General features: G+C 65.6%; 27 protein-coding genes. 6 read left to right on the top strand and 21 right to left on the bottom strand.

The window, feature by feature from the left end; all coding sequences use genetic code 11:
• Positions 1–4 precede the first annotated feature (4 nt).
• The 5 genes from AC1DNE_RS02275 to AC1DNE_RS02255 form a co-directional block, all read right to left on the bottom strand.
• On the bottom strand, positions 5–1,120 hold the full coding sequence (locus AC1DNE_RS02275) for an endonuclease/exonuclease/phosphatase family protein (protein ID WP_441469599.1): 1,116 nt from the start codon (positions 1,118–1,120) through the stop codon (positions 5–7).
• 154 nt (positions 1,121–1,274) lie between these two features.
• On the bottom strand, positions 1,275–2,123 hold the full coding sequence (gene pdxY, locus AC1DNE_RS02270) for a pyridoxal kinase PdxY (protein ID WP_441469600.1): 849 nt from the start codon (positions 2,121–2,123) through the stop codon (positions 1,275–1,277).
• Between the two features lie 87 nt (positions 2,124–2,210).
• Positions 2,211–2,630 (bottom strand): nuclear transport factor 2 family protein, encoded by a 420-nt coding sequence (locus tag AC1DNE_RS02265; protein WP_441469601.1) that lies wholly within the window; start codon positions 2,628–2,630, stop codon positions 2,211–2,213.
• A gap of 159 nt (positions 2,631–2,789) precedes the next feature.
• Positions 2,790–3,869 carry a sensor histidine kinase gene (locus tag AC1DNE_RS02260; protein WP_441469602.1) on the bottom strand — a complete coding sequence of 360 codons (1,080 nt, stop codon included), beginning with the start codon at positions 3,867–3,869 and terminating at the stop codon, positions 2,790–2,792.
• Between the two features lie 88 nt (positions 3,870–3,957).
• Positions 3,958–4,980, bottom strand: coding sequence for an ABC transporter substrate-binding protein (locus tag AC1DNE_RS02255; protein ID WP_441470026.1), 1,023 nt, complete (start codon positions 4,978–4,980; stop codon positions 3,958–3,960).
• Between the two features lie 186 nt (positions 4,981–5,166).
• Here AC1DNE_RS02255 and AC1DNE_RS02250 point away from each other — a divergent pair, with 186 nt between their 5' ends.
• On the top strand, positions 5,167–5,907 hold the full coding sequence (locus tag AC1DNE_RS02250; RefSeq protein ID WP_441470027.1) for a bestrophin-like domain: 741 nt from the start codon (positions 5,167–5,169) through the stop codon (positions 5,905–5,907).
• 77 nt (positions 5,908–5,984) lie between these two features.
• Here the strand turns inward: AC1DNE_RS02250 and AC1DNE_RS02245 are convergent, their stop codons facing one another.
• From AC1DNE_RS02245 to AC1DNE_RS02235, 3 genes are all read right to left on the bottom strand, one after another.
• Entirely contained in the window at positions 5,985–6,416 is a 432-nt protein-coding gene (locus tag AC1DNE_RS02245; RefSeq protein ID WP_441469603.1) for a cupin domain-containing protein, read from the bottom strand.
• Between the two features lie 88 nt (positions 6,417–6,504).
• On the bottom strand, positions 6,505–7,296 hold the full coding sequence (locus tag AC1DNE_RS02240) for an ABC transporter permease (RefSeq protein WP_441469604.1): 792 nt from the start codon (positions 7,294–7,296) through the stop codon (positions 6,505–6,507).
• A complete protein-coding gene (locus AC1DNE_RS02235; RefSeq protein ID WP_441469605.1) occupies positions 7,293–8,171 on the bottom strand; it encodes an ABC transporter ATP-binding protein in 879 nt (292 codons plus the stop codon). Before AC1DNE_RS02235 ends, AC1DNE_RS02240 begins: the two co-directional genes overlap by 4 nt.
• Positions 8,172–8,358: 187 nt before the next feature.
• On the opposite strand from AC1DNE_RS02235, the gene AC1DNE_RS02230 reads away from it, so the two are divergent.
• Both AC1DNE_RS02230 and AC1DNE_RS02225 read left to right on the top strand, forming a co-directional pair.
• Complete coding sequence (locus AC1DNE_RS02230) at positions 8,359–8,883, top strand: DedA family protein (protein WP_441469606.1); 525 nt, start codon at positions 8,359–8,361, stop codon at positions 8,881–8,883.
• 213 nt (positions 8,884–9,096) lie between these two features.
• A complete protein-coding gene (locus tag AC1DNE_RS02225) occupies positions 9,097–9,483 on the top strand; it encodes a ComEA family DNA-binding protein (RefSeq protein WP_441469607.1) in 387 nt (128 codons plus the stop codon).
• A 224-nt stretch (positions 9,484–9,707) separates the two neighbouring features.
• Here the strand turns inward: AC1DNE_RS02225 and AC1DNE_RS02220 are convergent, their stop codons facing one another.
• The 3 genes from AC1DNE_RS02220 to AC1DNE_RS02210 all read right to left on the bottom strand — a co-directional run bounded on the left by AC1DNE_RS02220 (position 9,708) and on the right by AC1DNE_RS02210 (position 11,913).
• Positions 9,708–9,938, bottom strand: a complete 231-nt coding sequence (locus AC1DNE_RS02220) for a hypothetical protein (protein WP_441469608.1) — start codon at positions 9,936–9,938, stop codon at positions 9,708–9,710.
• A 275-nt stretch (positions 9,939–10,213) separates the two neighbouring features.
• Complete coding sequence (gene ilvC, locus AC1DNE_RS02215; protein WP_441469609.1) at positions 10,214–11,233, bottom strand: ketol-acid reductoisomerase; 1,020 nt, start codon at positions 11,231–11,233, stop codon at positions 10,214–10,216.
• 14 nt (positions 11,234–11,247) lie between these two features.
• On the bottom strand, positions 11,248–11,913 hold the full coding sequence (locus AC1DNE_RS02210) for a TetR/AcrR family transcriptional regulator C-terminal domain-containing protein (protein WP_441469610.1): 666 nt from the start codon (positions 11,911–11,913) through the stop codon (positions 11,248–11,250).
• Positions 11,914–12,056: 143 nt separating this feature from the next.
• Here AC1DNE_RS02210 and AC1DNE_RS02205 point away from each other — a divergent pair, with 143 nt between their 5' ends.
• Complete coding sequence (locus tag AC1DNE_RS02205; protein WP_476765522.1) at positions 12,057–12,602, top strand: DUF924 family protein; 546 nt, start codon at positions 12,057–12,059, stop codon at positions 12,600–12,602.
• A gap of 100 nt (positions 12,603–12,702) precedes the next feature.
• Here AC1DNE_RS02205 and AC1DNE_RS02200 read toward each other — a convergent pair whose 3' ends face one another.
• The 5 genes from AC1DNE_RS02200 to AC1DNE_RS02180 form a co-directional block, all read right to left on the bottom strand.
• On the bottom strand, positions 12,703–12,924 hold the full coding sequence (locus AC1DNE_RS02200) for a hypothetical protein (RefSeq protein WP_441469612.1): 222 nt from the start codon (positions 12,922–12,924) through the stop codon (positions 12,703–12,705).
• Between the two features lie 2 nt (positions 12,925–12,926).
• Positions 12,927–13,469: an acetolactate synthase small subunit gene (ilvN, locus tag AC1DNE_RS02195; RefSeq protein WP_441469613.1), complete on the bottom strand. Its 543-nt coding sequence runs from the start codon at positions 13,467–13,469 to the stop codon at positions 12,927–12,929.
• Positions 13,470–13,517: 48 nt separating this feature from the next.
• Positions 13,518–14,207 carry a glutathione S-transferase family protein gene (locus AC1DNE_RS02190; protein ID WP_441469614.1) on the bottom strand — a complete coding sequence of 230 codons (690 nt, stop codon included), beginning with the start codon at positions 14,205–14,207 and terminating at the stop codon, positions 13,518–13,520.
• Positions 14,204–14,914, bottom strand: coding sequence for an aspartate/glutamate racemase family protein (locus AC1DNE_RS02185; RefSeq protein WP_441469615.1), 711 nt, complete (start codon positions 14,912–14,914; stop codon positions 14,204–14,206). Before AC1DNE_RS02185 ends, AC1DNE_RS02190 begins: the two co-directional genes overlap by 4 nt.
• A 130-nt stretch (positions 14,915–15,044) precedes the next feature.
• Complete coding sequence (locus AC1DNE_RS02180; RefSeq protein WP_441469616.1) at positions 15,045–16,808, bottom strand: acetolactate synthase 3 large subunit; 1,764 nt, start codon at positions 16,806–16,808, stop codon at positions 15,045–15,047.
• Positions 16,809–17,136: 328 nt separating this feature from the next.
• Between AC1DNE_RS02180 and AC1DNE_RS02175 the strand changes: the two genes are divergently transcribed.
• Positions 17,137–18,603: a GGDEF domain-containing protein gene (locus AC1DNE_RS02175; RefSeq protein ID WP_441469617.1), complete on the top strand. Its 1,467-nt coding sequence runs from the start codon at positions 17,137–17,139 to the stop codon at positions 18,601–18,603.
• On the opposite strand, the gene miaA is transcribed toward AC1DNE_RS02175, so the two are convergent.
• Positions 18,604–19,545, bottom strand: a complete 942-nt coding sequence (gene miaA / locus AC1DNE_RS02170; RefSeq protein ID WP_476765523.1) for a tRNA (adenosine(37)-N6)-dimethylallyltransferase MiaA — start codon at positions 19,543–19,545, stop codon at positions 18,604–18,606.
• Between miaA and serB the strand changes: the two genes are divergently transcribed.
• A complete protein-coding gene (gene serB / locus AC1DNE_RS02165; protein ID WP_441469619.1) occupies positions 19,544–20,431 on the top strand; it encodes a phosphoserine phosphatase SerB in 888 nt (295 codons plus the stop codon). The two genes, miaA and serB, sit on opposite strands and share 2 nt — an antisense overlap.
• A 77-nt stretch (positions 20,432–20,508) precedes the next feature.
• Here serB and AC1DNE_RS02160 read toward each other — a convergent pair whose 3' ends face one another.
• The 4 genes from AC1DNE_RS02160 to AC1DNE_RS02145 all read right to left on the bottom strand — a co-directional run bounded on the left by AC1DNE_RS02160 (position 20,509) and on the right by AC1DNE_RS02145 (position 24,459).
• Complete coding sequence (locus AC1DNE_RS02160; RefSeq protein WP_441469620.1) at positions 20,509–20,850, bottom strand: DHCW motif cupin fold protein; 342 nt, start codon at positions 20,848–20,850, stop codon at positions 20,509–20,511.
• 436 nt (positions 20,851–21,286) lie between these two features.
• Complete coding sequence (locus AC1DNE_RS02155; protein WP_441469621.1) at positions 21,287–22,303, bottom strand: hypothetical protein; 1,017 nt, start codon at positions 22,301–22,303, stop codon at positions 21,287–21,289.
• A 312-nt stretch (positions 22,304–22,615) separates the two neighbouring features.
• Positions 22,616–24,133 carry a DegQ family serine endoprotease gene (locus tag AC1DNE_RS02150; RefSeq protein ID WP_441469622.1) on the bottom strand — a complete coding sequence of 506 codons (1,518 nt, stop codon included), beginning with the start codon at positions 24,131–24,133 and terminating at the stop codon, positions 22,616–22,618.
• Between the two features lie 134 nt (positions 24,134–24,267).
• Positions 24,268–24,459, bottom strand: a complete 192-nt coding sequence (locus tag AC1DNE_RS02145; RefSeq protein ID WP_400506061.1) for a DUF2065 domain-containing protein — start codon at positions 24,457–24,459, stop codon at positions 24,268–24,270.
• Between the last annotated feature and the right edge of the window lie 13 nt (positions 24,460–24,472).

Genomic DNA, 24,472 nt, shown 5'->3' with positions numbered 1-24,472 from the left:
GGGGTCACCCTGCGGGAATTTCGAGGTCGATCGTGAGCGGACAGTGGTCGGAAGCCTTCGGACGGTCCCAGCCGACACGCGGGTAGCGGTCGGCGCAGGTCGCCAGCCGCGCCATCGAGCGGTCAGGCGCACGCGGATCGAGCGGCACGCGATACGGCAGACCGCTCCGGATCATCTGCATGGCGGGCTGCGGATTGGCCGCCGCCAGTGCCGGCGAAAGCAGGATGTGGTCGAGCGGCATATGGCTGTCGATCAGCTTCTCCTGGTCCTCAGACCAGTAGCGCCGGAAATGCGTCCAGCGTTCATGCGCCGGCAACGTCTCCATCGGATCGACGGCAAAATCGTCCAGCAAAGGTTCGATGCCGCTCGCGCCCTCGTCGGCCCGCTCGGCGCGCGGCCCAAGGCTGTAGCGATAGCCGTTGAGATCGCCCAGTACGATCCAGTTCGTCTCGCGCCAGCCGCCGCCGAAGCGTTGCTGGATCAGCCATTTCACCGCCCGCGCCTCGGCGCGGCGGACGGGCAGCGTCATTTCCCGGCCATCCTCGCGGCCGTTATTCATCGACTTGAAGTGGCAGCCGAACAGGCTGAGCCGCCTTCCGCCTAGGGTCAGCTCCACCTCAAGGCAGTCGCGCGCGAAGACCTTGCCATGCGGCCCGATGCCGAGCCTGGCGAGCTCACGGTCATGCACGCCGGCTTCTGCGAAGGTCAGGTCCTTGTGCGAGCGCACCTTGAGCTGCCCCGGGCCGAACAGGTCGCGCCGCGCCGCGAAGCCGATGTCGATGCTGCGGCGGTCGTTGCCGTCGATCAGCGTGAAATGGCCGTAGCGATGGTCGGCGATGCGATGGACGTAGTTGGCGAAGAAGGCCTGCAAACTCGCGAGCGAGTCGACCTCCTGCAGCATCCAGAGATCGGCCTGCGCCTCGGCGATGGCGAGCGCGGTCATCTGGCGCTTGTCGTCCTCCAGCGCCACGGCGAGAGAGCGCTCCACCGCGTCGCGCTCGTCGGAGCGGGGGAAATGGAACAGCGACATCGCTGCCGCCGTCTCCGTGCGCCCGCCCGGCTCGAAGCGGTGGCGCGTCAGCAGGTTCTCGACGTTGAAGGTGCCGACACGCAGCCTCATCGAAGGACACTCTTCGAGCTCTCACCCTGAGGAGCCGCGAAGCGGCATCTCGCAGGATGGTCCAGATGGTTCCTGAACCTCCTGGGACATCCTTCGAGACGTGCCTTGCGGCGCTCCTCGGGATGAGGGCTGAGGGAAGTCCGCCGCATCGACGTCAGATCGCCTGGGGCTCGAAGACCTGCGAGGGCGTGACGAACTCGTCCTGCGCCGCCACGGTCAGGATCTCGCGCGAGCCCGCCTCCTTTGTGCGCTTCAGCAGCCCGTAGATCGAGGACGACGCCTTCGACAGCGCGGCCGCGGCCGATTCCTCGCGCAGGTAATGGGTGAAGAACAGCGCCGCGATCGCATCGCCTGCGCCGTTGACGCTGACGTCGAGCTTCGGCGTGCGCACCCGCCAGGTCCCCTTGGCGTCCGCCGCCATGAGGTCGATCGAACCGGCCGGCGTTTCCTCGGTCACGAGCGAGGTCACCATCACCACCTTCGGCCCGGCGTCGCGCAGAGCCTCGACGGCGCGGTGCGCATCGGCGACGGTCTTCACCTCGATATCCGTCAGCAACTCCAGCTCGAACTGGTTGGGCGTCACGATATCCGCGGCAGGCACTGCCTGCTCGCGCATGAACTCCGGGATGCCGGGGCGCACGAAGATGCCGCGGCCGACATCGCCGATCACCGGGTCGCAGCAATAGAGCGCCTTCGGATTCGCTGCCCGCACCTTTTCGACTGCGGACAGGATGGCGTGGCCGATATCGGCAGAGCCCATGTAACCGGAGATCACGCCATCGCAGCTGGCGAGCACGCCGCGCTCGGCGATGCCCTCCATCACCTCATCGATCATGCCGCCATCGAAGACGCGGCCCTTCCAGTTGCCGTAGCCGGTATGATTCGAGAACTGCACCGTGTGGATCGGCCAGACTTCGACGCCGAGCCTCTGCATCGGGAAGGTCGCCGAGGCGTTGCCCACATGGCCATAGGCGACATGGGACTGGATCGAGAGAATATTCATGGTCCGAAGCGATACCCCGTTCACGATGAGCCCGCGAACCTAACGGCTCTCGCGCAAGGCGCAAATCGAAAGCGGTGATGTCCGCGATCAGCGCGAAGGCTGGGGCATCGACAGCCGGGCCACGCCGGCCGTGTCCGTGAACTGGGTGAGGCTTTTCACCTTGCCGTCGGCGATGGTGAAGATGTCCATGACCTCGAAGGAGCCGGTGCGGCCAGTCGGCCTGCACTCGACATCGGCGCGCCAATGCAGCATCGCCCGGTCCCCATCGACCGTCAGCGCCAGCTCTTCGATGTTACGGAACACATAGGTCGCGATCAGCCCGGCCATCTGCTCGCGCACGGCGGAATGCCCGTCCGGCTCGGCAAAGACCTCGGCCGCCTGCGGTCCGCCGGCGAGCCGGTAGCTGCAATCGGGATGGAGGTATTCCATCAGGGCATCGAGATCGCCCCGATGGCGGGCAGCGTAGGCATCGCGGATCAGGGCTTCGACGGCGGCGCGTCCTGTCATGTCGCCTCTCCTTACGTCAGCGCCGCACTGTCGCGCCGCCGCCCCGGCAAGTCCAGCGTGCAGTTGAAAGGCGTGCAAAAAGGAAAAGGACCCACCGCGACGAAGCGCAGGTCCCTTGTCATCGCTGGGACAGAAAGCAGCGCATGGCCTGCGGGACAGTCACTCGCGCGGCGCGACATTCACCATCGTGGTGGCCAGCAGATAACGCAGCCCTTCCGGCCGATAGTCCAGCTCAACCTCGCCATGGAACTTCTGCGACATGACGCGCTCCACCAGCCGCGAGCCAAAACCCTGGCGGCGCGGCTTCACGACGGGAGGGCCACCGCTTTCACGCCATTCGAAGCGGAAGGCGTCCTCGCTCTGCGGACGCCCGATCGACCAGCCGATCGAGACCTCTCCGGCCTCCACCGAGAGCGCACCGTACTTCACTGCATTTGTCGCGAGTTCGTTGACCGCGAGGGCCAGCGTCATCGCCTGATCGGCCGGCAATCGCAGCAGCGGCCCCTCGATGCGGATCGTGCCGAGGCCCGAGCGATGCGGCGCCAGCGCCCCTTCGACCACCGTGCGGATCGGCGCGCTGCTCCAGCTCGACTGCGTCAGGATCGAATGGGCCTCGCCGAGCGTGGCGATGCGCTCGCTCAGGACTGATTGCGCCTCTTCGAGCGTTTCCGCCGAGCGGAAGGTCTGGCTGGCGATCGCCGCGATCATCGCGAGCGTGTTCTTCATGCGGTGGGCAAGTTCGGCGTTGAGCAGGCGGCCGTTGCGCTCGGCGAGCATCTTGCCGGTCGTCTCCATCACCGTGTCGATCATGCCGAGAACCCGGCCGGCCTCGTCCCGGATCGGACTGTAGCAGAAGGTGAACCACACCTCTTCGGGATGGCCGTATCGATTAATGGTGAGCGGGAAGTCTTCGATGAAGGTCGCCTCGCCGGCCAGCGCTTTGGCCGTCATCGGGCCGATCTCTTCCCAGACCTCGGACCAGACCTCATGAAAGGAGCGGCCGAGGGCGGGCGGCTTGTCGCCGAGGATAGACCGGAAGGCATCATTGTGGATGGTGATCAAATCCGCGCCCCAAGCGATGCATTTGGGGAAGTGCGAGTTGACCATCATGCCGACCGCCGTCTTCAGGGCCACCGGCCACTGGCCGATCGGCCCAAGCGGGGTCGTGCTCCAGTCATAGTCGCGGATGGCGGCGGCCATCTCGCCGCCGCCATCCAGAAATGCCGTATCGCTGCTCACCTGATCCCCCCAGCGCGAATCCGCGCAGCATGCACTGGATGCAGATTGCACGCGACATCAAATGACAGCTCTAAGCCAAATGCATGGCTCAGGAGCCGGAGGCTGCCTTCTTGGCGAAGCTGTCGATGAAGGTCTTCGACAGGTCGACATTGGAGTTGGTCAGCTCCGGGTCGAGCAGCTTCAGCGAGTCATACATGCTCTTCATGGCGTCGGGCGTGGAGATGCCAGTGCGCGAATAGCTCTCCTGCGAGTTCTTCACCGCGCGGATGTAGAGCGGCTTGTCGCCGAGCAGGAACTCTTCCGGCACGAGGTCGGCAACCTCTTCAGGCTTCGCGGTTTCCAGCCATTTCAGCGACTTCATGAAGGCGTTGACCAGCTTCTGCGTCGTGATCGGGTTCTTCTCGGCGAAGTCGTTCTTGAGATAGAGCACCGCCGCCGGGTTCGAGCCGCCGAACAGCGCCTTGGTGCCGGCCTCGGTGCGGGTGTCGATCAAGGAGACGATGTCGCCGTCGGCCTCGAGCTTCGAGGTCACCGGATCGAGATGCGAGATCACGTCGACCTGCTTCTGCTTGATCGCCGCGACCGCGCTCGCGCCGGCCCCGACACCAATGATCGGCGCGTCCGTCGCCTTCAGTCCGGCCTTGACCATGGCGTATTGCGCGGTCAGCGCCGTCGAGGAGCCCGGCGCCGTCACGCCGATCTTGAGTCCCTTGAAATCGGCCGCCGATTTGACCTTGTCGGCGAGGTCCTTGCGCACTGCGATGGTGATCGCCGGGAAGCGGCCGAGCTCGATCACCGCGCGGATGTCCTGCCCTTTGGCCTGCATGCGGATGGTGTGCTCATAGGCGCCGGTCACGACATCGACCGAGCCGCCGACGAGCGCCTGCAGCGACTTCGCGCCGCCGCCGAAATCGTTGATCTCGACGTCGAGCCCCTGCTCCTTGAAGAAGCCCTTCTTCTCCGCGACGGTGAGCGGCAGGTAGTAGAGCAGCTGCTTGCCGCCAACGCCGAGTGTAAGCTTCGGCTTCTCCGCGTTCTGGGCGAGCGCATGGGATGCCGCGCCGAGCGCGGTCGAAAGAGCAAGCGCAGCCAGCGCGCTGCGGCGGGACAAGAGCATAGGCGTTCCTCCGGTTTGGATCCTGCTGGCGCTTCTGACGGGCGCGCATTTGCGTCGAACATAGGCTAGATTGAACGGCGGGAGCAAGAATCCCGAGCCAGCCGGCAAAGCGCCGCCGCCTGGCATGTCCACGCATGTCTACCCGTTGCATCTGCAAGACGAGGGCCGACCGTGAACGAGATGCGCATCGCCATATTCGTGTTTGTCTGCCTGATGGCAGCCTCTCTGGGCGCACTGTTCTCCTACGAGCGGCTTCCGGAGCATCAACGGCTGGACGACACGCAGAAGGTCTTGCATCTAATCGCAAATATTTTCGTCGTGATGACGTCTCTGGTGCTCGGCCTGATGATCACCTCGGCGAAGAGCAGATTCGACGGGGTCAACCGGGACGTTCACAGCTACGCCACCGAGCTGATCCTGCTCGATCGGATGTTGTTCCTCTATGGCCCGGAGGCCGGCGAAACCCGCCAGGGGCTTGTCGCCTATACCGAGCGCGCCGCGAACGGCCATTGGACTGCTGAAGGCGGGCTGTCGGACACAACATCCGAACGGTTGCTCGAGAATGTCGGAACCCGCCTGCGCGCCTTCGAACCGAACCGCGCCTCTCAGCTCTCGATCTGGAACGACATGCGCGAACAATATCGCAAGGTGCTGGAGCTGCGCTGGAGCCTTGTGGAACAGGCCGAGGGTTCGCTGCCGCGGCCGCTGATGCTGATGGTCGTCGCCTGGCTGGTCCTGATCTTCGCGACCTTCGGCTTCCGCGCCCCGCGGAACGCCGTGGTCGTGACCTGCTTCATCGCGGCTGCGGCGCTGATCGGCGGAGCGATCTACCTGATCGTGGACATGGACGGACCCTTCGAAGGGCCGATCCAGGTCTCGCCCGCTCCCCTGCAGAGGGCGCTGACGGAAATGCGCCGGTAGAACAGCCAAAAAAGCCCACCGGCCGGAGCGGCGGGGTGCCCGCCCCGCCGACCCGCATGGCCCTGGCCGTCCGTAGCTCAGCCCGCCGGCACTGCGGGAACGAGGCCGTGACGGACCATGACCTCCCTGACCGCGGCGGGATCGGGCGGCCCGCCACCGACCAGCAAGCCGGCGATCTCACGAAAATATCCCGGCCCCAGCACGCCGGGCGACAGGATGCAGAGGCAACTCGCCGCCTGGTCGCTGTCGTTCCGGAAGCCGTGGATGACGCCGCGCCGGATGAAGGCCGACTGACCGGGCCTCAAGGCGACGTCGCGGCCGTCGATCGTGAACGTCAAGGTTCCGTCGAGACCGTAGACCGTCTCGTCCCAGCTCTCGTGATGGTGAGGCACGGGAACCTTTCCCTTAGGAGCCACGGTCATCCGAAAGACGTCGACGCTGCCTTCGGTTTCGTCCTTGTCGTGCAGGAACTCCAGGAGCAGCCCACCGATGCTGATCGTTTCGGCCACCGGAACCTCCCACTCTTGAGCGCGATGCTCCGATCCTAGCGAGCTGACGTTGAGGAAGCCATGGTTTCCGCCACGGCCTCGGCCGCCATCAGGCCACCGTCGTCGAGCTCTGCCCCGGCCGCCAGACCAGCAGCCGCTTCTCGACCAACGTGACCAGCGCGTCGATGGCGATGACGAAGATCGCCAGGATCAGCATGCCCGAGAACACGCCGGTGACGTCGAAGACGCTCTCCGCCTCATGGATCTTGTAGCCGAGCCCCGCCGAGGAGCCGAGATATTCGCCGACCACCGCGCCGACCAGCGCGAAGCCGACCGAGGTGTGCAGCGAGGAGAACATCCAGGTCAGTGCCGAGGGCCAGTAGACATGCTTGAAGAGCTGGCGCTCGTTCATGCCGAGCATGCGCGCATTGGCCAGGATCGTCGGCGAGACCTCGCGCACGCCCTGGTAGACGTTGAAGAACACGATGAAGAAGACGAGCGTGAAGCCGAGCGCCACCTTCGACCAGATGCCCAGCCCGAACCAGAGCGCGAAGATCGGCGCCAGCACGACGCGCGGCAGCGCATTAGCCGCCTTGATATAGGGGTCGAACACCTGAGAAAGCAGCTCGCGCCGCGCGAAGGCGAAGCCGAACAGGATGCCCGCGAGCGAGCCGATGACAAAGGCGAGCACCGTCTCGGTCAGGGTGATGCCGAGATGCCAGTAGATGTCGGCGCTGGTGAGCTGCTTGAAAGTGCGCGTCAGCACCGCGACCGGCGTCGAGAAGAAGAACTGGATCGTCTTGACGTCGCCGAACAGGCTCGTGGTCGTCGCGACATGCCAGAACAGCAGAAATGCGATCATCACCAGGATCTGGAGCGAGATGAGCTTCATGCGCTTCATGATGCGTCTCCTCCGACCAGCTCGCGTCCCTCGCCCATCGCATAGGCCTTCTGCACCTCGACGCGCAGCGAGGTCCAGATGTCGCGATGGATCTCGTGGAAGGCCTTTTCCAGCCGGATGTCGGCGATGTCGCGCGGGCGCGGCAGGTCGACCTTGTAGTCGGCGACGATCCCCGCCGCCGGGCCGGCCGACATCACCACCACCCGGTCGGAGAGCGCGATCGCCTCTTCGAGGTCGTGGGTGACGAACATCAGCGCCTTGCGGTCGCGCGACCAGAGATCGAGCAGGAGGTTGCCCATGATCTGCCGGGTCTGCGCGTCGAGTGGCCCGAAGGGCTCGTCCATCAGCAGGATCTCGGGATTGCGGATCAGCATCTGGGCGAGGCTGACGCGCTTGCGCTGGCCGCCCGAGAGCATGTGCGGATAGCGGTCGACGAAGGTCCGCAGGCCCACGCGGCCCAGCCATTCGCGGGCGCGCTGATCCGCCTCGCGCTCGGGCACGCCCATCGGCTCCAGCGCGACCTTGACGTTGTCCAGTGCCGTCTTCCACGGCATCAGCGCGTCCTGCTGGAAGAGATAGCCGGCGCGGCGGTTCAGGCCCGCAAGCGGCTTGCCGAAGATGCCGACCGAGCCGGCCGAGGGCGAGAGCAGTCCAGCCGCCGCGTTGAGCAGCGTGGACTTGCCGCAGCCTGTCGGCCCGACGATCGAGACGAACTCGCCGGGATGGACCTTGAGATCGATGCCCTTGACCGCCTGATAGCGACCGCCATCGGCGAGATGGAAGGTGATGTCGACACCACCGAGCGCAACCGCCGGATCCCCCGACGAAACCGGCGCTTTCCCCGCATGAGCATGCGGGCGATCCTGCAACTCCATGAAATCCGTTTCCTCGTCGGCAGCCTTGCGCCGTGCCGGCAGCTTTTCTGTATTGCCGAAATTAATAGGCGATCGTTCCGGGAAGGCAACGCCGCCACGCACTGCGGCTGCCCGTCGCTTGCATCGTTCCGCCGACACAGCCATATGCCTGAGCCGACCCGACCCCGCAGGAGCCGAGCCGAACGCCATGGCCGACATCGAACAAGCCATGAAGGCGCTCGTCGAGTTCATGCAGGCCAATCAGCAATGGGCGATCCCGATCGTCTTCGCGGTCGCCTTCGCCGAATGCGTCGCGATTCTCTCCTGGCTCGTCCCGGCCACAGTATTCTTCACCACCTTCGGCGCCGTCGCAGGCGCTTCGGGCCTCAACCTCGTCCCGCTGGCGCTGGCGGCTTCGCTCGGCGCCGGTGCCGGCTTCTGGGTGTCCTACTGGGCCGGGCTCGTCCTCGGCCCGCGCGTCCACGACTACTGGCCCTTCACCAAGAACCCTGAACTCCTGGACCGCGGCCACGCCTTCTTCGAGAAGTGGGGCATCGCCAGCATCCTGATCGGTCACTTCTTCGGGCCGTTGAGGGCGGTGATCGCGATCGTGGCGGGCATCGTCGCCATGCCGTTCTGGGCGTTCCAGCTCGCGAACTGGGGTGCCTCCTTCGCCTGGGGCTTCGGGCTGCTCTACGGCGTCGGCCGCGTCAGCGAGTTTCTCGCCCGCTGAACGCGCCCCGAACCTGACTGCCCGGTGAACGCAGCATTCGGCATCTGTTCAATTCGAAAGGCGTCTATTCGCATCGTCGCATCGCGGCGCGCCACCATCATCGGCGAGCCCCGCGCGGCGCGCTGAACGGCCCCGCGCCGCCAGCGTCGTCCGGCAGAGGGACCCGGCCCCTGTCGAACGCGATGATCCGGGCCGACCCAGTGAGGTCTTGCCATGACGATGTCCCGTTTCCTGCTCCCCCTCGTCGCGCTCGCCGCCATGGGCGGCCAGGCTTTCGCCCAGACCGTGACGCAGCCAGCTCCCGCCGCGAAGCCCGCCGCACCTGTCACGGCGCCCGCCGCCCCGGCAACGCAGGGAGCCCCCGCAACCAAGCCGGCGACACCCGCCGCCCAGCCCGCGGCTGCCCAGGCCAAAAAGATCAATATCAACACGGCGACCGCCGCCGAGCTCGACACCCTCAAGGGCATTGGCGAGGTCCGCGCCAAGAAGATCATCGAGGAACGCGGCAAGGCGAAGTTCAAGGATTTCGCCGATCTGGTGAAACGCGGAACCCTGCCCTCGAACGTCGAGGCCGAGATCAAGGACAAGGTCACCTTCTGACCGACGAAAAGGCCTCCGGCGCCCTGCGCCGGAGGCCTTCGCCGATTTCGGCATCGATCGCGGCTCTGCCGGCGCTTACAGCAGGCCGAGAACGATCGCCAGCATCATCGCCAGAGACAGCGCCAGCACCGTCCGGATCACGGCCGGCGCTTCGAAGATCCGCAAAAGTTCCATCGCAGCCTCCCCAGGCAGCAGGCAAACACGATCCGTCTCACGCAAGAAATTCAGTAGACGAGCAGATCGACCGCGATCCACGCAATCACGGCCAAGGCGAGCCCCGCGACCAGCACAGTCAGGACCGGCCGCCCCAGGAAACCCTGCCTCGCCTCGACGGGCGTCTCCACCGCCGGGTGGGCATCGCTGTGATCGGCGGCCCGCAACGGTGGCAGCGGGTTACCCCCGCGCAGCCTCTCCAAATCCTGTTCGGGCACTCTGGGTCGAACGTCGACCGTCATGACCGTCTCCCATGATGTTTCCCTGGCCTTTCGGCCCTGCACCGGAAGTGAAACTCCTGTCGGCCCGCGGTGTTCCTGCGTCCGCCTAAACGCAGCGGGCGGCAGCCTTCCGGCCGCCGCCCGCAAAGATCCGAAGACGTTCGGTATCAAGCAGTTACGAGAACAAGCGGAATCAAACCCGCAACCACTTGAATCAAACTCTCAAGCCTGTGCCTCTCACGTCATTCCCGGGCGCCGCGGAGCGGCGACCCGAGCTTGACGGAGATCGAAAGGGCTCAGTTCTTCGACTTGTCGACGAGAGCCTTGGCCTTGATCCACGGCATCATGTCGCGGAGCTTGGCGCCGACTTCCTCGATCGGGTGGGCGGCGTAGCGGGCGCGGGTCGCCTTGAACGAGGTCTGGTTGACCTTGTTCTCCAGCATCCAGTCGCGCGTGAACTTGCCCGACTGGATGTCGGTCAGCACGCGCTTCATCTCCGCCTTGGTCTCGGCCGTGATGATACGCGGGCCGGTGACGTACTCGCCGTACTCGGCGGTGTTCGAGATCGAGTAATTCATGTTGGCGATGCCGCCTTCGTAGATCAGGTCCACGATCAGCTTCACCTCGTGGAGGCACTCGAAATAGGCCATCTCGGGGGCGTAGCCGGCCTCGGTCAGCGTCTCGTAGCCGGCCTTGATCAGCTCGACCAGGCCGCCGCAGAGCACGACCTGCTCGCCGAACAGGTCGGTCTCGCACTCTTCCTTGAAGGTGGTCTCGATGATGCCGGCGCGGCCGCCGCCATTGGCCGAGGCGTAGGAGAGGCCGAGGTCATGGGCGTTGCCGGTGGCGTCCTGATGGATCGCGATCAGGGTCGGCACGCCGCCGCCGCGCTGATACTCGGAGCGGACGGTGTGGCCGGGGCCCTTTGGGGCGACCATCAGCACGTCGAGGTCCTTGCGCGGCTCGATCAGGTTGAAGTGGACGTTGAGACCGTGCGCGAACAGAAGGGCGGCGCCCTCCTTCATGTTGGCGTGCAGCTCGTCGCGATAGATGTCGCCCTGCAGCTCGTCGGGGGTCAGCATCATCATGATGTCCGACACCTTGGCCGCCTCGGACGGCGTCATCACCTTGAAGCCGGCATCCTCAGCCTTCTTGCGCGTGGCCGAACCGGCCTTCAGAGCGATGATGACGTCCTTGACGCCGGAATCGCGCAGGTTCAGCGCATGGGCATGGCCCTGCGAGCCGTAGCCGACGATGCAGACCTTCTTGCCCTTGATCAGGTTGATGTCGGCATCACGATCGTAATAGACGCGCATGGGTGTCTCCTTTGTCACGCGTTGTTCGTCTTCCGGCCCGGATCGTTCTGCGCCGTGCCGTAGAGGGTGAGAAACTGCTCGGTTGCGCGCTCCGCGTCGCGCGCGATTTCGGCCCTGCTCAAGGTCAGCGTATCGCCGAGCAGCAGCCGGATCTGGACGTCGCGGCCCGCGAGACCGAAGAAGGTGCGGAAGGCCGTCTCTGTATCGTCGAAGGCGATGAGACCCGCTTCGCGGCCGGCATCGAGCACCGGCTTGAGGCGCTCGCCGATGGCGAAGCGGCCATTGGCCAGCACGATCGAGCCGAGATTCCCGTCGCGGGACGCCGCCTGGCTGACGGCGACGCGGTTGAGCGCGATCGAAGTCGGGCTTGAAATCACGTCCAGCCAGTTCGCAGCGAAGCCCTTCAGGCTCTCGCGCAGGGTGCCGGCGTCGAGATTCTGCCGGTCGTAATTGCCTGCCCTCACCTTTGAGGCTTGCCACTGCACCGTCGCCGTCAGCAAGCCCTCGCGGTCGCCGAACCACTTGTACAGCGTTTCCTTGGAGCAGCTGGCGCGCCGCGCCACGGCGGTCATGGTCAATCCGCTGCCCTTCTCCACCATCAGGCTGAGCACGGCATCAAGCACGGCCTGCTGGCGCACCGTCAGCGCCTCGCCTTGTGCCTCTGCCTGAGCCTGCGTCATGGGTTCGGAGAAATCCAGTACCGTACGTTACGGTTCAGTCGTCTAGCGCAGCCGCCGCATGCGGGCAAGCGTTTTTCGGGGCTGGCGGCAAGCCGGAGAGGAATTATCTCTGAGGCCCTGTCGCCTGAAGAACGGAACCGCCCATGACCCTGCCGAGCGCCCCCGAGATTCTCGCCTTCTGGCGCGAGGCCGGCCCCGAGAAATGGTTTGCCAAGGACGAAGCCTTCGATGCGGAGATCACCCGGCGCTTCCTGCCCATTCATGAGGCCGCGGCAGCCGGCAAGCTCGACGCTTGGGAGGAAACCCCGGAAGGCGTCTACGCGCTGCTGATCCTGCTCGATCAGTTCCCGCGCAACATGTTCCGCGGCAGCCCGCGCGCCTTCGCGACCGATGCGCAGGCCCTCGCCGTTGCGGAACGCGCGATCGCACGCGGCTTCGACGACGCCTACGAGGCGCCGGAGAGGCGCGTCTTCTACATGCCCTTCATGCATTCCGAAGAGCTGGCCGATCAGGAGCGCTGCATTGCGCTCTGCGCCGCGGCCGAGGACCCCGAAGGCGTGAAATACGCCGAGGTCCACCGCAACATCATCCGCGACTTCGGCCGCTTCCCCCATCGCAACGAGGTGCTGGAGCGCGACACGACGGCGGAGGAAAAGCGCTTCCTGATGGAAGGCGGCTTCGCCGGCTGATTAGAGCCTCGATCTGCAAACGAAGCACGGTCATCCCGGACGGCGCGAAGCGGCGATCCGGGATGACCTCGCGTTTCCGCGAAGAGTGAGGATAGGAGCCTCAGCCGCCCTGCTGGCTCGCCATCCGCTGCACGAAGATCGCGGCGATCGTCAGAATGAACCCCGCCCACCAGAGCGGGGAGCGCAAGCTCCTGCCGCTCCCCATCGGTTCGGCCGGCGCCCGGCCGGACAGGCGCATCAGCACCGGCATGGCGAGGCAGGCAAAGCCGACGAGGCCGAGCCCGAGCGCGATCAGGCTGAGAACCTCTGGCGTAAGCGCCATGCTCACATAGCCTCGGGGCCGCGGCTCATCGCGGCGATGCCGGTGCGCGAGACCTCGGTGAGTCCCACCACGGTCATCAGCTTGATGAAGCGCTCGATCTCTTCGGTCGAGCCGGTGAGTTCGAAGACGAAGGAGGTGAGCGAAGCATCGAGCGTGCGTGCACCGAAGGCGGAGGCCAGCCGCATCGCCTCGACGCGGTGCTCGCCCTTGCCGACGACCTTGACCAGGGCGAGCTCGCGCTCCAGCGCCTCGCCCTGCTCGGTCAGGTCGACGACGCGGTGGACCGGGACGAGCCGGTCGAGATGCGCCTTGATCTGGTCGATGACGCTGGCGGTGCCGGAGGTCACGACCGTGATGCGCGAAAGGTGTTTCTCATGCTCGGTCTCGGAGACGGTGAGGCTCTCGATATTGTACCCGCGCCCCGAGAATAGCCCGGCGATGCGGGCAAGAACGCCCGGTTCGTTGTCAACGATCACCGCCAGGGTATGGCGCGCGCTCGGCTGGGCCTTCGGGGCATTCGGATAATGGGTGGCGGGCTTCGACATGACGGACCTGTAGGCGGGTTGGAGCAGACGATTGGCGAAAGGGAAAGCTCAGGAGAGACGGAGGTCGACGAGGGCGGGCTCGTCCACCTCGTCCTGCGTTACGATCCAGGGCTCGGCCAGCGCGGCGGCAAGCCACTCGCGATAGGCGGGAAGCGCGAGGATCGCCCGCATGTAATCCTGCGAAACGGGGTCGACGGCGATGCCATAGGTATCGAGGCGGGTGACGACCGGCGCGAACATCGCATCCGCCGCCGAGAAGGCGCCGTACAGGAACGGCCCATCGCCAGCAGCACCGAAGCGCTCGCGCGCCTGCCGCCACAACCCGGTGACCCTCTCGACGTCGCGGGCGACGCCCGGACCGCGGTCGCGGCCCGCAAAGCGCTTGCCCAGATTCATCGGGCAGGTACTGCGTAGCGCCATGAAGCCCGCATGCATCTCACTGGAGACGGCACGCGCATGGGCGCGGGCCGCGATGTCGCGCGGCCAAATCCCGGCCTGCGGATGCGTGTCATGGAGATACTCGCAGATTGCCAGCGTCTCCCAGACGGCGATATCGCCATCGACCACCATCGGCAGGGTACCGCCGCTGCCGGGCGCCGCGGCGAAGACGGTCTCCTTGAAACCGGGCTCGTCGAGCGGCACGAGCTGCTCGGTGAAGGCGATCCCCTTGGCGCGTAGCAGCAGCCAGGCCCGCAGCGACCAGGACGAGTAGCACTTGTTGCCGATGAGCAGCTTCATGCGGCCACGCTCTCCACTTCGCCGGCGAAATCGAGCGCCGCCGCGACATGGAGCGCGGTGGTGTCGAAGACGGGAACCGTGAAATCCGCCTGAGAGACCAAAAGCGTGATCTCCGTGCAGCCGAGGATCACGCCATCGGCGCCCTCCTCCCGCACCGCGCGTTCGACGACCGCGCGATAGCACTCGCGCGACGCCGGCTCGACGCGGCCGCGGCACAGCTCGTCATAGATGACGCGGTGAATCTCGTCGCGCTCCTGCGGCTGCGGCACCAGCGCCTCGACGCCGAAGGCCTTCAGCCGGTCGCGATAGAAGTTCTGTTCCATGGTGAAGCGCGTCGCCAGCAGCAGCGGTCGGCGCGACGGCGTGGCGCGGATCGCCCGCGCCGTCACATCGGCCAGATGCAGGAAGGGCAGCTTGGTCGCGCTCGTGATCCGGTCGGCCACCTTGTGCATGGTGTTGGTGCAGAGCACGAGGCAGGAAGCGCCGCCGCGCTCCAGCCGGCGTGCGCTCTCGGCCAGCGCCGCGCCTGCCGCCGCCCAGTCACCCTGAGCCTGCATCTCGGCGATACCAGCGAAGTCGACCGAATGCAGCAATACATCGGCCGAGTGCAGTCCGCCCGCACGCGCGCGCACGCCCTCGTTGAGCAGCCGGTAGTAGACCGCGGTCGACTCCCAGCTCATTCCGCCGATCAGACCGATCGTAGCCATGTCGTTTCCTTTGCCATGCCGCCAGCGTCATTCTCGGGCGGAGCGAAGTTTCGCCCGAGAATCTCTTCGAGGGCGGAACGCCCCGTCGGCCTGAGATGCGCGGGTCAAGCCCGAGCATGACGATGCTTCGTCAAACGAGCTGCTTGCCCTTGGCGTCGATGATCTGGCCGGTATCGCCTTCGAAATCGGGCAGGATCATCTCGTTATGCGCCTTGCCCGACGGGATCATCGGGAAGCAGTTCTCTTCCTTGGCGACATGGCAGTCGAAGATCACCGGGCCGGGCGTCTCGATCATCTCCATGATCGCGGCGTCGAGCTTGGCCGGGTCGTCGCAGCGGATGCCGTGGCCGCCATAGGCCTCGGCGAGCTTCACGAAGTCCGGCAGCGACTGCGAATAGCTCTCCGAATAGCGCCCGCCATGCAGCAGTTCCTGCCATTGGCGCACCATGCCCATATACTCGTTGTTGAGGATGAAGACCTTGACCGGCAGCCGGTACTGCACCGCCGTCGACATCTCCTGCATGTTCATCAGGATCGAGGCCTCGCCGGCGACGTCGATGACCAGCGCCTTGGGATGCTTCATCTGCACGCCAATGGCCGCCGGCAGGCCGTAGCCCATCGTGCCAAGGCCGCCCGAGGTCATCCAGCGGTTCGGCTCCTGGAACTGCAGGTACTGCGCCGCCCACATCTGGTGCTGACCGACCTCGGTCGTGATGTAGGTGTCGCGATCCTTGGTCAGCGCATGGAGGCGCTCCAGCGCATATTGCGGCTTGATGATCGTATCGGATTGCTTGTAGGCGAGGCTCTTGCGACCGCGCCAGCCTTCGATCTGCGTCCACCAGGTGGCGAGCGCGGTCTTGTCGACCTGCGGGCTGCTCTCGCGCCAGATCCGCACCATATCCTCGAGCACATGGGCGCAATCGCCGACGATGCCGATATCGGCCTTGACCGTCTTGTTGATCGAGGACGGGTCGATGTCGATATGGATCTTCTTCGAGCGCGGCGAGAAGCCGTCGATCCGGCCGGTGATGCGGTCGTCGAAGCGCGCGCCGATATTGATCATGACGTCGCAGTCATGCATCGCCAGATTGGCCTCGTAAGTGCCGTGCATGCCGAGCATGCCGAGCCACTGCTTGTCTGCGGCCGGAAAGGCGCCGAGCCCCATCAGCGTCGAGGTAACCGGGAAGCCCGTCAGCCGAGCGAGCTCGCGCAGCAGCGCCGAGGCGTGCGGGCCGGAATTGATGACGCCGCCGCCGGTATAGAAGACCGGTTTCTTGGCGCCTGCCATCAACTCGACCGCCGCCTTGATCTTGGCGAGGTCGCCCTTGACCACCGGGCGGTAGGTCTTGTGCTGGTTGTCGCGCGGGCGGCTATAGGTGCCGGTCGCGAACTGGATGTCCTTAGGGATGTCGATGACGACCGGGCCCGGACGACCATTCGCCGCGACATAGAACGCCTCGTGCAGCACGCGCGGCAGATCGTGGATGCTCTTCACCAGATAGTTGTGCTTGGTGCAGGAGCGGGTGATGCCGACCGTGTCGCATTCCTGGAAGGCGTCTGAGCCAATCAGATGCGTCGGAACCTGGCCGGTGATGACGACGAGCGGGATCGAGTCGAGCAGCGCGTCGGTCAGGCCGGTGACAGCGTTGGTCGCGCCGGGGCCGGAAGTGACGAGCACGCAGCCGACCTTGCCGGCGCCGGAGCGCGCATAGCCCTCGGCGGCATGGACCGCTCCCTGCTCGTGGCGGACGAGCACGTGCTTGACCTTGTCCTGCTGGAAGATCGCATCGTAGATCGGGAGTACGGCGCCGCCCGGATAACCGAACAGGTGCTCGACACCCTGGTCCTGAAGCGCGCGGACGACCATCTCGGCGCCGGTCATCATCTCGCTCATTACGCTCTCCTGAGGCTGATCTTCTGGTCTGTCTGGGAATTTAGGCAATAAAAAAGGCCCTCGGAGGGGCCTGGGCGTGCGCTGGCGTCGGGGACGCCCGGTTGTGAAACCGGCCCCTACCAGCGCACCTCTACGATAATAAGCTTGCGCATCGCGCTCACGGTCCTTAGCGGAAGTTGCGGAAACGCTAGCGGAGAGCGTCGTGTCGGTCAAGCGCCAACAACATGGTTACCGGCCGATCTGCGGCACACACAAAAATCAGGTGCCGTTACGGAACGATTTCTCAATGCGTCCCTCGTAGTATCCGCGAGCTCGAACCGGGACGGACATGTACTACGAAGTCCACAGCGAGAATATCGCAGCACGCAGCCATGCGGCGCAGATCGCAGAGATCCTGCAGCGGTTCGCATTGCACGGCCATGGCGATGGCCCGGTCGCCTATGAAGCGTTCTCCGAAGAGATCCTGCCCCTGTTCGGGAAGGATCTCATGATCTTGGAACCCACGGGCGACGGCGATTACCGGTGGCTGCATTTCGGGCGCGAGATCGTACGCTATTCCGGCGCCACGCGTCTGGGACAGCGCGTCTCCGGCATGCGCCCGCAGGTTGCCCGCTTCACCATCGACAGCCTTGACCAGGCTCTGGCCGAAAACCGGCCGCTCTACACCGTGCATCGCTCAAGCGGCACGGTGCGCGTCGCGCTCTGGGAACGGTTGCTCCTCCCGACGATCGCGCAGGATGGGCGCCGCTTCGTCATCGCCTTCAGCCGGCCGCTGCAGTTCCGCGAGGATCTGCTGAACGCCGTGCTGGAAACCTCGCCGAGCGGCATCGTGGCGCTGAGGGCCATCCGCGACAATATCGGTGGAATCGAACAGACCGTCATCGTCACCGCCAACCGGCGCGCAGCCGAACTCAGCGGGCGGCCGGACGTCGATCTCCTGGATACGGACGGCCGAGAGAGCCTGCCCTTCCTCTCCGACCCGTCGATCTGGCAGCGCTGCGTCTATGCGATGAACCTCCAGCGCGCCGACGTGCTGGAAACCTCCTTCACCCAGCAGGGCAAGACCCTCTGGCTGCGCATCGCCATCGCCCCGCTGGGGGACGGGCTGCTGCTGACCCTCACCGACATCACCGACCTCACCGTCGCCAACCAGACGCTGCAATTGCGGGCCGCCACGCTCGCGCTGGAGATCGGCCGCGAGCGGGCGACTCGGCGCGCGCTTTCGGAGGAGATCGGCCAGCGCGAGGAGCGCGAGCGCGAGCTCAGGCGCCTGGCCGAGACCGACCCGCTCACGGCGCTGCTCAACCGCCGCTCCTTCACCGAGAAGGCCAATGCCGCCATCGCGGCAAGCGAGGCGGACGGCTCCGCTGTCGCGCTCATCATCGTCGATCTCGATCATTTCAAGCAGGTCAACGACAGCTATGGTCATCCGGCCGGCGATGCCGTGATCCGCGCCTTCGCCGATCTTCTGCTCGGGCAGTTTCGCAACGAGCACAATCTCGTCGGACGCTTCGGCGGCGAAGAGTTCGCCATCCTGCTGCAGGACTGCGACCTGGCCTCCGCTGCTTCGAGCGCACGCCAGATCCAGGACACCCTGCTCACCCGCTCCATGCCCGTTTCGGAGACGCTGGCGCTCTGCGTCACTGCCAGCCTCGGCATCGCCGCGCGTCATCCCGGCGAAGCCCTAGCATCCCTGACGGCGCGGGCGGACCAGGCGCTCTACCGGGCCAAGAACGAAGGCCGCAACCGGTTGGGCCTGGCGGCTCCGCCGGAGACCATCGTGGCGGCCGCCTGATCAGATCGCCAGCTCCTCGCAAGCGATCTCCAGCGCCGCGGCCGGCGCGACCGCCCGCCAGCCCGTCATCTGATGGCGGAACCAGGTCACCTGCCGCTTGGCATAGGCGCGCGTATCGGCCTGCCCGCGCCTGATCGCCTCCTCCAGCGTGATCTCGCCACCGAGATGGGCAATCAGCCCCGGCACGCCATGGGCGCGCATGATCGGCAGCAGCGGATCGAGCCCGCGCGCCTTCAGCCGCGCGACCTCGTCGAGCGCACCTGCCGCGATCATCGACTCGAAGCGCCGGTCGATCTGTCGCCGGACCGTCTCCCGCTCCGGATGGATGAACAGCCGCAGCAGCCCCTCCTCGCCAAGCGGACCGGGCTCGCGCTCGCCCTGAAAGCTTGCGAGCGAGCGCCCGGTCGCGCGGAAGATTTCGAGCGCCCGCATGACCCGCATCCGGTCGGTCGGCCTTAGCCGCTCCGCCATCAGCGGATCGCAGGCAGCAAGCTCGGCATGGAGCGCGGACGTATCCAGCCCATCGGCGTGAGCGCGAAACGCGGCCCGCACGCCCTCGGGAACCGCCGGCATCGCCGAGAACCCCTCGGTCACGGCCTTGAAATAGAGCCCCGTGCCGCCGACCAGGATCGGCAGCGAGCCCCGCGCCTGCAGATCCTCCAGCAGCTTCGCCAGATCCTCGGCATAGCGCATCGCGGAATAGTTCACGGCGCCGTCGACATGTCCGTACAGGCGGTGCGGCACCATCGCCTCCTCCGCCTCGCCCGGCCGTGCCGTCAGGATGCGCAGATCGGCATAGACCTGCATGGAATCCGCGTTGACGACGGTGCCGCCGGTGCGGCGCGCGATCTCGATCGCCAGCGCGGACTTGCCGCTGGCGGTCGGACCTGCGATGAGCACCGCCCTGACCTGTCCTTCCGCCTGTCCCACTGGTCCTCGCATGCTTGTCGCCACACTCGTATCCGCCCACGGCCAGGCGCTGGTCGACGAGGCCCTTCTCGCCCGCCTCACCCGCACCATTCCGGGAGCCGTCCGCACCGCCGCGCTCGACGGCACGATCGCCGCCGACCTCTTCGCGGAAGCCGCCGACGCGCGCAAGCTCGAAGCCGATATCCGGACGGCATTGGAAGGCGCCGCGATCGACGTCATCGTCCAGCCGGTAGCGACACGCCGCAAGGCGCTGTTTCTCGCCGATATGGATTCGACCATGATCGGCCAGGAATGCATCGACGAACTCGCCGCCGTCGTCGGGCTCAAGGAGCATGTCGCCGCGATCACCGAACGGGCGATGCGCGGCGAGATCGATTTCGAACCGGCACTGCGCGAGCGCGTTGCGCTGCTCAAGGGCGTGCCGCTCTCGGTCGTCGACGAGATCATCCGCGACCGCATCACCCTGACGCCCGGCGGGCGCGAGCTCGTCCGCACCATGCGCGCCAACGGCGCCTACGCCGCCCTCGTCTCGGGCGGCTTCACCGTGTTTACCGGCCCGATCAGCGCGACGATCGGCTTTGACGAGCATCGCTCCAATCTGCTGCTGGCCGATAGCGGCATCCTGCGCGGCGAGGTCGCCGATCCCATCCTCGGCAAGCAGGCCAAGCTCGACGCCCTCATCGAGTTGCGCGCGCGGTTCGGCTTGACGCCTGAAGCGACGCTGGCTGTCGGCGACGGCGCCAACGATCTTGCCATGCTCGGCGAAGCCGGGCTGGGTGCAGCCTTCCGCGCCAAGCCGGCGGTTGCCGCGGCGGCCGACGCCAGGCTCGACCATGCCGATCTCACCGCCCTGCTCTACGCCCAGGGCTATGCCGGCCGCGAGTTCGTCCGGGCCTGATCCACACATCGGAAAGCGCGTGTCATCCCGGCTCTCCCTCCGGTCGCCCGGGACGGCCTGCCCGTCAGAAAACCCGCTCAGTCGACGATGAAGAGCTTCGCGCCGGTCTTGGTCGCCGAGCGATGGGCTTCGGCGCCGTCGGCGACCTGATAGCTCATGCCGGCTCTGAGCGGCATCACGCGCCCGTCCGCGAGCGTGGTCTCCATCTCGCCCTCCAGGCACAGGATGATGTGGCCCTTGGAGCACCAGTGGTCGGCGACATAGCCGGGCGAGTACTCGACCATGCGCACGCGGATACGGTTCTCCTCCGGCCCGAAATACTGGACGCGCCAGATCGCTTCCCCGCTGTCGCCGGCATGGTGCTCGGGCGGGATCGTCGACCAGTCCGTGGTGACGAAGGGAATCGCGCTGATCTTCATCTGGCCTCTCCCGGCGCTTCCGGATTTCCGGAGCAGCGTCGCGAAGCTCTAGCCATGTTCCAGCGCCCTGCGCCAGCGCGCTCCCCTCGTCGCCGGTCTGCAATCACGACATGCGAAGCACGGGCCGGACTGCCCTCGTATCCAGGTCCGCCTCGACCTCACGATTACGGAATGCCACCCTTCCCGAGCGACGGGACTCGGAATGTGCTCCGATCGAGAGGAGATATGCCTTGAACGACCAGCCCCTTGTCGGTTGCGATGCTCGGCTGTTGTTGCGTGCGGATACCGCTGTTCGGAGCAGCAGGAACAAGTCTGGACGATGACAGCACACATTCCGGGTGCGGTTCGCAGGGCCGCGGAGCAGCGGGCTTGTCCTCCGCCATCGCCATCGGACCGGCAGAGATCGTCAACAACGCGATCGACAGAAAACGCATCATCATTTTCGTCCCTCTCCAGGTGTTGACGGTACGATCGACGTCGAGACGGCCCTGAAGCCGAACACCACCGGTCGCTCCAGAAGCTGTTTGAGGGCGAACTCGTTGCTGTCGGCCCGGCTGTAAGTTCCCCCTGGCCCGCCGCTCAGCAGCGCCGACACGCGATCCTCGAGGCTTTTGATGCGCGCCTCGCTCGAGGATGCAGCTCCGGCTCCGACAGGTTCGGCCTCAGCAGGCGGAACTGCAGCGCGGGCGGATGCGCCGAGCGCGAAGTCACGGGTTTTGCGATGCTCGATCTCGCGGGTCATGAAGACGCGGTTGACCAGCCTGAGCTGAATCTTGGCCGTGTAAGCGCCATCCTTTGTCGCGAGAACACGTTCGTTGACAGCGAACGCCATGACGCGTCGAAGAAATTCATCGCGGCAATATAGCTGCGTCGGGGGGTCCTTACACCAGATATCAAGGCGGGCCGCTGCAATACCTGCGGAAACGCCATAGGTTTCCGATATCGGGATCTTGATTTCTTCGGCGTCGTTTCGGCCGCTGGAAAGGCCGAATGTCAGACCGACACTATCGATAAGGCTAGAAGCCTTGACGGATTTATTTATCGTAATGCCCGGAAACAATGCCAGAGACAGCTTGATTTTATCGCTGACATCGCCGGCATCGACCTCATAATTGCTTTGTTTCCTGATCTTTTTTCCGTTCTCAAGCTCGACCGTTCTGCTGAATGTCGGCCGCTTGAGATTTGCCTCCCGCTTCAGGTCTTCGCGGAGGCTGATATGCGCGATTCTGACCGCCTTGCCTAAAATCGCTTGGCTTTCATCGGCATCTTCGATCACCGCCCAGACATCGCCGACATGGAGATCTTCCTCCGGCGGAAACACAGGGGTGATCCCCAGCTTGGCGATGCTGCTGTTCCACGACGCAGCAATCGACGCCGCCGTAACCGGCTCTTCCTCTCGAAACGTCAGGTACTGCCAGATTGCGATGCCTGCCGCAAAAAGGGCGACGCCCACGAGGCTCACCTGCGCCGAGGCAAGCGTCTTGATACGCTTCCAGATGGCGACTTCGCCTGGAACTGTTTGAGCTGCGCTCGTCCCCCTTCCGCCTGGGTGCCAAGACGATGGCTCCGACGGCGGCACAGGAGTTTCTGCTGGGGGCCGCTCATCGGGCATGCAGCACATCCAGGCAAGAAATGCAACCTATAGATGATTAATGCAACCGATCGATCTGTCAACCGCCCTTACGTCAACAAAAAAGGAGCCCTGTGAAGGGCTCCTTTCCAACCAGCAGATCGCCATGTCGGCAGAGACGACCGACGAGGTATCTCAGTTCATCGAGACGGCAACGAAGCGGACCTCGCCCTGGCCGTTGGAGACGAGCAGGAGGGCGGACTTTTTGCCCTCCTTCTTGAGGGTGTCGAGTCGCTTGGTCACGTCCTGCGGAGCGTTCACCGGCTCCTGGCCGACCTCGACGATCAGTTCGCCGACGAGGATGCGCTTGTCGGCGGCGTTCGAGTTGGCGTCGACCTTGGTGATGAGCACGCCCTTGAGGCCGTCCTTGATCGAGTAGCGCTTGCGCAGCTCATCGGTCTGCGCCGAGAGCTCGAGGCCGAGCGCGCTCGTCACTGCCGGCTTGGGCGCCTCGGCGGCCGGCTTGTTCGCCGACGCCGCCTGGACCTTCTCGCCATCCTCGAGGCGGCCCAGCTTGACCGTCCTGACCTCTTCCTTGCCCTTGCGGATCACTGCGATCGGCACATCCTTGCCCACCGGCGTCGCCGCGACGATGCGCGGCAGGTCGCGCGAATCCTTCACGTCCTTGCCGTCGAACTTGACGATGACGTCGCCGGTCTCGATCCCGGCGGGCTTGGCCGGGCCCTTGTCGTCGACGCCAGCGACGAGCGCGCCACGCGCCGTGCCCAGGCCGAGCGCTTCGGCGGTCGCGTCATCGACGGTCTGGATGCGCACGCCGAGCCAGCCGCGCCGCGTCTCACCGAACTCCTTGAGCTGGTCGACGACATTGGTCGCCAGCGTCGAGGGCACAGCAAAACCGATGCCGACCGAGCCGCCGGTCGGCGACAGGATCGCCGTGTTGATACCGATGACCTCGCCCGCCATGTTGAACAGCGGGCCGCCTGAATTGCCCTTGTTGATGGCCGCATCGGTCTGGATATAGGTGTCGTACGGGCCCTGGCTGATGTCGCGGTTGCGGGCGGAAACGATGCCCGAGGAAACCGAGCCGCCGAGGCCGAACGGGTTGCCGATCGCCATCACCGGGTCGCCGATCCGCATTTTGTCGGAATCGCCGAACTTGACGGCCGGCAGCGGCTTGTCGTGCTTCACGCGCAGCACGGCGAGGTCGACCTTGGTGTCCTTGCCGATGACCTCGGCCTTGAGCCTGAGCCCGTCGTTGAAGATCACCGTGATCTCGTTGGCATCACCGATGACGTGGTTGTTGGTGACGACGATGCCCGACGGATCGACCACGAAACCGGAACCGGCCGATTGCGAGCGGCGCTGCTGCGGCGCCTGGCGCTCGCCCTGCTGGTTGCGGCGGTTGAAGAATTCCTCGAACAGGTCGCCGAAGGGGGTGTCCGGGCCGAGCTGAGGCAGCTGCGGCAGGTTGCGGCCCTTCGTGTCGTTGGTGGTGACAGCCGAGATGTTGACCACCGCCGGCATGACCTTGTCGACGAGATCGGCAAGGGAAGATTGCCCTTGCAGCAACGGAGTGTTGGCCTGCGCGTGCCCCGGCGTCAGAACCGGCGACGCCAGCAACGCGAGGCCAGCGACGCCGGCAGCGAGAGCGATGCGGACGGACCGGACTGCGGGAACGGATTTCGATGCCATATGAATCCTCATGACGGAAAGATGCGGGCCGATCGATCCAGGCAGGCGCGCGCGTTGATTGAACTCCAAAATGCGGCGGAAGGGCGACACACGATCATGTCAGTGAACACGATCGCGTGCCCTATGCCGTCATTCTACCAGCTACCACGCGCGAACCATACCAGGAACACACCCAGCACCGCCGAGCCGAGGCCGATGAGCCGCATCCGATCCGGCGGGGTTTCCGCCGCGCTTCGCAGGGCATCCTTCGCCAGATGCGGGATCGCCGCGAAAAGGATGCCCTCGATAGCGAAGACCAGGCCGAGCGCCGCGACGAAATCAAGCATCCGCGTCGCTCGC

Source organism: Allobosea sp. 05L423 (genome assembly GCF_056397745.1).
Note: the sequence above shows the minus strand (reverse complement) of the source record. Positions and strands in the feature narration are given on the sequence as shown.

Bases quoted from the DNA above. Each gene is read 5' to 3' on its own strand.
- AC1DNE_RS02185 (WP_441469615.1), bottom strand. From the start codon at position 14,914: ATGGCTACGATCGGTCTGATCGGCGGAATGAGCTGGGAGTCGACCGCG.
- ilvN (WP_441469613.1), bottom strand. From the start codon at position 13,469: ATGTCGAAGCCCGCCACCCATTATCCGAATGCCCCGAAGGCCCAGCCG.
- pdxY (WP_441469600.1), bottom strand. From the start codon at position 2,123: ATGAATATTCTCTCGATCCAGTCCCATGTCGCCTATGGCCATGTGGGC.
- AC1DNE_RS02210 (WP_441469610.1), bottom strand. From the start codon at position 11,913: ATGACGCAGGCTCAGGCAGAGGCACAAGGCGAGGCGCTGACGGTGCGC.
- AC1DNE_RS02205 (WP_476765522.1), top strand. From the start codon at position 12,057: ATGACCCTGCCGAGCGCCCCCGAGATTCTCGCCTTCTGGCGCGAGGCC.
- AC1DNE_RS02265 (WP_441469601.1), bottom strand. From the start codon at position 2,630: ATGACAGGACGCGCCGCCGTCGAAGCCCTGATCCGCGATGCCTACGCT.
- ilvC (WP_441469609.1), bottom strand. From the start codon at position 11,233: ATGCGCGTCTATTACGATCGTGATGCCGACATCAACCTGATCAAGGGC.
- AC1DNE_RS02200 (WP_441469612.1), bottom strand. From the start codon at position 12,924: ATGGCGCTTACGCCAGAGGTTCTCAGCCTGATCGCGCTCGGGCTCGGC.
- AC1DNE_RS02275 (WP_441469599.1), bottom strand. From the start codon at position 1,120: ATGAGGCTGCGTGTCGGCACCTTCAACGTCGAGAACCTGCTGACGCGC.
- AC1DNE_RS02250 (WP_441470027.1), top strand. From the start codon at position 5,167: ATGCGCATCGCCATATTCGTGTTTGTCTGCCTGATGGCAGCCTCTCTG.
- AC1DNE_RS02160 (WP_441469620.1), bottom strand. From the start codon at position 20,850: ATGAAGATCAGCGCGATTCCCTTCGTCACCACGGACTGGTCGACGATC.
- AC1DNE_RS02240 (WP_441469604.1), bottom strand. From the start codon at position 7,296: ATGAAGCGCATGAAGCTCATCTCGCTCCAGATCCTGGTGATGATCGCA.
- AC1DNE_RS02220 (WP_441469608.1), bottom strand. From the start codon at position 9,938: ATGACGGTCGACGTTCGACCCAGAGTGCCCGAACAGGATTTGGAGAGG.
- AC1DNE_RS02150 (WP_441469622.1), bottom strand. From the start codon at position 24,133: ATGGCATCGAAATCCGTTCCCGCAGTCCGGTCCGTCCGCATCGCTCTC.
- miaA (WP_476765523.1), bottom strand. From the start codon at position 19,545: ATGCGAGGACCAGTGGGACAGGCGGAAGGACAGGTCAGGGCGGTGCTC.
- AC1DNE_RS02190 (WP_441469614.1), bottom strand. From the start codon at position 14,207: ATGAAGCTGCTCATCGGCAACAAGTGCTACTCGTCCTGGTCGCTGCGG.
- AC1DNE_RS02235 (WP_441469605.1), bottom strand. From the start codon at position 8,171: ATGGAGTTGCAGGATCGCCCGCATGCTCATGCGGGGAAAGCGCCGGTT.
- AC1DNE_RS02230 (WP_441469606.1), top strand. From the start codon at position 8,359: ATGGCCGACATCGAACAAGCCATGAAGGCGCTCGTCGAGTTCATGCAG.
- AC1DNE_RS02180 (WP_441469616.1), bottom strand. From the start codon at position 16,808: ATGAGCGAGATGATGACCGGCGCCGAGATGGTCGTCCGCGCGCTTCAG.
- serB (WP_441469619.1), top strand. From the start codon at position 19,544: ATGCTTGTCGCCACACTCGTATCCGCCCACGGCCAGGCGCTGGTCGAC.
- AC1DNE_RS02175 (WP_441469617.1), top strand. From the start codon at position 17,137: ATGTACTACGAAGTCCACAGCGAGAATATCGCAGCACGCAGCCATGCG.
- AC1DNE_RS02145 (WP_400506061.1), bottom strand. From the start codon at position 24,459: ATGCTTGATTTCGTCGCGGCGCTCGGCCTGGTCTTCGCTATCGAGGGC.
- AC1DNE_RS02225 (WP_441469607.1), top strand. From the start codon at position 9,097: ATGACGATGTCCCGTTTCCTGCTCCCCCTCGTCGCGCTCGCCGCCATG.